At 67.4% G+C, this 5,082-nt stretch carries 5 protein-coding genes; all 5 read left to right on the forward strand.

Translation table 11 applies throughout. The features are described 5' to 3' along the window. Nucleotides 1-405 precede the first annotated feature (405 nt). Nucleotides 406-1,149 (forward strand): 3-deoxy-manno-octulosonate cytidylyltransferase, encoded by a 744-nt coding sequence (kdsB, locus tag NTX40_05245; protein MCX5648488.1) that lies wholly within the window; start codon nt 406-408, stop codon nt 1,147-1,149. Nucleotides 1,150-1,224: 75 nt separating this feature from the next. After that, on the forward strand, nt 1,225-2,904 hold the full coding sequence (locus tag NTX40_05250) for a CTP synthase (protein ID MCX5648489.1): 1,680 nt from the start codon (nt 1,225-1,227) through the stop codon (nt 2,902-2,904). Nucleotides 2,905-2,958: 54 nt separating this feature from the next. After that, a complete protein-coding gene (locus NTX40_05255; GenBank protein MCX5648490.1) occupies nt 2,959-3,393 on the forward strand; it encodes a DUF1844 domain-containing protein in 435 nt (144 codons plus the stop codon). 77 nt (nt 3,394-3,470) lie between these two features. Further along, nucleotides 3,471-4,325 carry a M48 family metallopeptidase gene (locus tag NTX40_05260; GenBank protein ID MCX5648491.1) on the forward strand — a complete coding sequence of 285 codons (855 nt, stop codon included), beginning with the start codon at nt 3,471-3,473 and terminating at the stop codon, nt 4,323-4,325. Nucleotides 4,326-4,353: 28 nt separating this feature from the next. Beyond that, nucleotides 4,354-5,082: hypothetical protein (locus NTX40_05265; GenBank protein ID MCX5648492.1), on the forward strand; the 729-nt coding region annotated here is incomplete at its 3' end.

Below are 5,082 nucleotides of genomic sequence, written 5' to 3' on the forward strand. Positions count from 1 at the left end.
CCGTCATCAGCGCGATGGGCGCCGGCCAGGCCGCCGCTCGCGACATCGATGCCTATCTGCACTCGCCCGAGCCGCGGAAGTGGAAGGTCGAAACATGCGCCGTCCCCGGTGACGGCGAGAAGGCGTGATCGCCGCCTTGCCTTGCCGACTGTAGCGCGGGGGCCGCCACAGGCGGCCAAGGTTTATCCCCCGCTCTAGGGCCGCGCGGGGCATAAGGCTTGCCCGCCTCTGGCGGGCTTGCCCGCCTCTGGCGCGGCCCCGCGCTACATAATCCCCGGACCAACCGTAACTGACGCCGTACAACAAATCCGCGTTTCGGCTTGACACGAGGACGCCGGCCGACTAGGCTTTGGGTCGGGCAGCATTCCCCCCGCGGTTTCCCGGTCTTTGTTTCGGCGCACGCGAATGAGCGTTTTGTGTGTGATACCTGCCCGATACGGGTCCAAGCGATTCCCCGGGAAGGCTCTCGCCTCCCAGACCGGTAAACCCCTCATCCAGCACGTGTATGAGGCGGCGGCCCGCGCCAAGCGCGTCGATGCCGTGGTCGTGGCGACGGACGACGAGCGGATCCGCGCCGCCGTCGAAGCGTTCGGCGGCCGGGCCGTCATGACTCGCTCCGACCATCCGTGCGGCACCAACCGTGTGGCGGAGGCGGCCGAGGCGTTCCCCGACGCCGAAATCGTCATCAACCTCCAGGGTGACGAGCCGGAACTCGACCCCGCGCTTCTGGACCGCCTCGTGGACGAGATGCAGAAGGATCCTGGGATTGAACTGGCGACGCTGGCCGGTCCGCTCGCCGCCGAGGATGCGGCCGACCCGAATGCCGTGAAGGTCGTCCTCGCCACTGGCGGCGACGCGCTTTACTTTTCGCGCGCCCCGATTCCCGCCGCGCGCGACGGCGAAGCGTCGCGCCGGGCGCCGCTCCTCCTGCATTTCGGCATCTACGCATTTCGGGCCGAGGCGCTCCGCGCCTTCGCCCTCATGCCGCAGACGCCGCTCGAACGGACCGAGCGGCTGGAGCAACTCAGGTGGCTCGAGCACGGACGGCGGATCCGCGTACTCGTGACGGACCATCGGCCGGTGGGCGTGGACACGCCCGAGGACTATGCCGCGTTTGTCTCGCGCTACGGCAAGCGCCGCAAAAGGTAGGGGACGGGGATGGAAGGCCAGCGCCTGATGCAGGAGATCGCGGGGCAGACGACCGAGACGGAGTTTTTCAGCCCGATGCCGGAAGGCTACCAGGTCGGGCGCACCAAGTACGTCGCCGTCTTCGGGACCGTGATGAGCGGCCTGGGGAAAGGCATCTTCGCCGCCAGTCTCGCCAAGTTGCTCCAGGACAAGGGCCTCCGGGTCGCCCCCATCAAACTCGAAGGGTATCTGAACGTCGATTCCGGCACGCTGAACCCCTACCGCCACGGCGAGGTGTTCGTCCTGGACGACGGGATGGAATGCGACATGGACCTGGGGACGTACGAGCGGATGCTCGACCAGGACCTGACGCGCGACCATTTCGGCACCAACGGCCAGTTCCTGGGAGCGGTGCTGGAGCGCGAGCGTCGCGGCGAGTACCTGGGACGCGACGTCCAGATCATCCCTCACGTCACGGGCGAGGTAAAGGCGAAACTCAGGCGTCTGGCGATCGAGACGCGGGCCGACGTCGTGTTCGTCGAGATCGGCGGGACGGCCGGCGACTTTGAGAACGTCTATTACATCGAGGCGATGCGCCAACTGGCGTACGAGGAGGGGCAGGGGAACGTCTGTTTCGTCGCCCTGACGCTGGTGCTGGAGCCGCAGATCCTCGGCGAGCAGAAGTCCAAGGCCGCCCAACTGGGGATCAGGCGGCTCATGGAGATGGGCATCCAGCCGGCCATCATCGCCTGCCGGGCGTCCAACCCGGTGACCGACAAGGTGCGAGAAAAAATCTCCATCTATACAAACGTCCCGATGTCGCGCGTCTTTTCGATGCACGACGAGCCTTCGATTTACCTCATCCCGCCCCGCATGCAGCGCGAGCACCTCGACTCCCAGGTGGTCCACCTGCTGGACCTCATGGACCGGGTGAATCCGCGGGCCGAGCAGAAGGCCTCGGCCGTGTGGGACGACTTCTGCCGACGCATCCGCGAGCCGAAGCACGAGGTCGCGATCGCCATCACGGGCAAGTACACCGCCGTCCGCGACAGTTACGCGAGCCTCATCAAGGCCGTCGAGCACGCCGCCGCCGACCATCAGGCGCGGGCCGACATCCGCTGGATCGACGTGACGGACCTGACGGAGGCGGGGGCGGCGAAGGCCCTGGCGGGCGTCGACGGCATGATCGTCCCGGGCGGGTTCGGCACGCGCGGAGCCGAGGGAAAAATCGCCTGCATCCGCTACGCCCGCGAGCACTTCATCCCCTATCTCGGCCTGTGCTACGGCCTTCAACTGGCCGTCGTCGAGTTCGCGCGGAATGTGTGCGGCCTGGCGGGCGCCCACTCGACCGAAGTCCGGTCCGACACGCCGCACCCCGTCATCGACCTTTTGCCGGAGCAGAAGAAGGTGAAGGATCTCGGGGCGACGATGCGGCTGGGCGGCAAGGACGTCGAGATCCGCCCGGGGACGCTCGCCGCGAAAATGTTCGGAGGCGCGGCGACGGCGCGGCTCCGGTTCCGCCACCGGTTCGAGGTCAACCCGGAGTACGTCGAGCGGCTCGAGCGGGGAGGGATGGTCTTCTCGGGCAAGACCCCGGGCCGGCCGATCATGCAAATCCTCGAGTTGCCGGACCATCCGTACTTTGTGGCGACGCAGGCGCATCCGGAGTTCACGAGCCGGCCGCTCAGGCCGAGCCCGTTCTTCCTGGGCCTGGTGGCGGCGGCGCTGGGCCACGAGGCCGTCGGCCCCGCGGAACCGGCCAAGGCGTTCTCATAGTGCGCACGATCGTGCGCTTTAAGCGCACAGACCAGGGTGGAAGTGAGGGAAACCATGGCTGACGAGAAGCAGAAACCCGAGGGGAAGCCCGAACCGAATGGTCCGCCGGCCGGCGAGTCCAGGATTCATGTGGACGCCGACTGGAAAAAGCAGGCCCAGGCCGAGAAGGAGCGCCTCGCCCGCGAGGTCGAGGGCGGGGGCCCGGCCGCCCCGGGGGCCGCCCGCGCGGAGCGCGCGGGTCGGATGCCCGAGGCCAGTTTCTCGACCCTCGTCCAGACGTTGGCGACCCAGGCCGCCTTCTTCATGTCCAGTGAGCGCGACCCGCGCTCCGGCCGGAGCATCCAGAACCTGGACCTGGCGAAACATCACATTGACCTCCTGGCCGTGGTGGAGGAGAAGACCAAGGGCAACCTTTCGGACGAGGAGAAACGGCTGCTCGACACGATCCTGTACGAGTTGCGGGTGGCGTACGTGTCGGCGACGTCGTAGGTGATATTTCGGATTTCGGATTTCGGATTGCGGATTGAAACGACAAAACGGCGAACGCTGTCGCGGAGTGAACGGCAATGAAACGGATGGCGTTAGCGTGCCTGCTGGCAGCGGCGCTCGGGGCGGTAGCGGCGGCGCCGCTGGCGTGCCAGCGCGTCCCGACGACGGGCAAGCGCGCCTTCATCGTGCTCTCATGGGACCAGGAGATCGCGCTGGGGCGAGAGGCCGCCCCCGAACTCGAAAAGGAATTCGGCAACCCGCTCGACAACCTGCCGGTCCAGGCCTACGCGCGAGCGGTCGGCCAGCGCGTGGCCGGGGCGGTTCGGCACGCCGACCTGCCTCAACTTCCGTACCAGTTCACCGTGCTCGACAGCGACGTCGTCAACGCGTTCGCCTTGCCGGGCGGGCCTGTCTATGTCACGCGTGCGCTGCTCAAAAACCTGAAGACGGAGGGCCAGTTGGCCGCCGTCCTCGCTCACGAAATCACCCACATCAACTCCCGCCACGGGAGCCAGCAGATCAGCCGCCAGATGGGCATCCAGGTCCTTCTGGCGGCGGCTGCGGCCGCGGCCGGACGCACCGAAAAGGGCGCCCAGATGGCGACCCAGGCGGAGGACCTCGCCAAGGTCGTCGTCGGCCTCGTCAACCTCAAGTACAGCCGCGGCATGGAGAGCGAGGCGGATCGCTTCGGCCTGGATTATCTGGCGGCCTCGGGATACGATCCACGCGAGATGGCGAATCTTCTCGGCGTCTTCGTCTCGATGGGCGGCCCCAGGGCCCCGGAGATCCTGAGCACGCACCCGAATCCGGAGGCCCGCGTCGGAGACGTCGAGCAAATGATCCGCGCAAAATATCCGAACCGCGGCGGGCGGGTGGCCAATGATGAATATCGCCGCGAGGTCCTCAATCGGTTGAAAGTTGCCGGCCGATAGGCCGGCGTCCTGCGGAGGGACTTTTCTCATGCGAACGGCGCCTTTTCGCGTCGCTGGTGCACTCGGGGCCGTCCTAGTGGCCGCCGTCGGCTGCGGGCGGGATACGGCGCTCGTGCGTCAGGCCGAGGTCACGCACGCGCGCCTCCTGGCGGCGGCGGAAGCCGAAGCGCGGCCGGCGCCGGGTCGGTCGGCCCTCGCCAGCGGACGGCTGGGGACCTGCCTCTTCTTCGCTCCGCGAGAGGAGGGGGCGACGGAACCGGCCGGCGGTGAAGGAAATGCCCCCGAGGCCGCGATGCCCGCCTTCGAGCTGATCGAGGGCAAGACGTTCGGCGAAATCCTCAAGGCCGACATTCGCGAGGGCCCGGCGGCCGTCGGCCGCGGATTCGTCCACACGTTCGGCAAGCCGGAGAACCTCCTGATTCTTGGGGCGGCGTTCGGCGTGGACCGCATCGTCCGCCACAACTGGGACGAGGACGTCCGCCACTATTTCGAGGACAACGATTCGAGCCTCGCTGAAACCGACGATTTCGGAACCATCATCGGCAACCCGGGCCTGCACTTTCTGATCGGCGGCACGTGGTACCTCGCGGCGGTCCAGCAGCGCGACGCACGCCATCACGAACTGAGCAAGGTGCTCCTGGAAGCGCTCATCGTCACCAACACCTCGACCCTGGCCCTGAAGGTCGCTATGGACGACCGCGCCCCGAACGGCCAGAAGTACGGCTGGCCCTCCGGCCACACGTCGTCCAGCATCTGC

It is taken from the genome of Planctomycetota bacterium, assembly GCA_026387035.1.
Classification (GTDB): Bacteria; Planctomycetota; Phycisphaerae; order FEN-1346; family FEN-1346; genus JAPLMM01.

Excerpts from the sequence above, each read along its gene's own strand:
- kdsB (MCX5648488.1), top strand. The coding sequence starts at position 406 with ATGAGCGTTTTGTGTGTGATACCTGCCCGATACGGGTCCAAGCGATTC.
- NTX40_05250 (MCX5648489.1), top strand. The coding sequence starts at position 1,225 with ATGCCGGAAGGCTACCAGGTCGGGCGCACCAAGTACGTCGCCGTCTTC.
- NTX40_05255 (MCX5648490.1), top strand. The coding sequence starts at position 2,959 with ATGGCTGACGAGAAGCAGAAACCCGAGGGGAAGCCCGAACCGAATGGT.
- NTX40_05260 (MCX5648491.1), top strand. The coding sequence starts at position 3,471 with ATGAAACGGATGGCGTTAGCGTGCCTGCTGGCAGCGGCGCTCGGGGCG.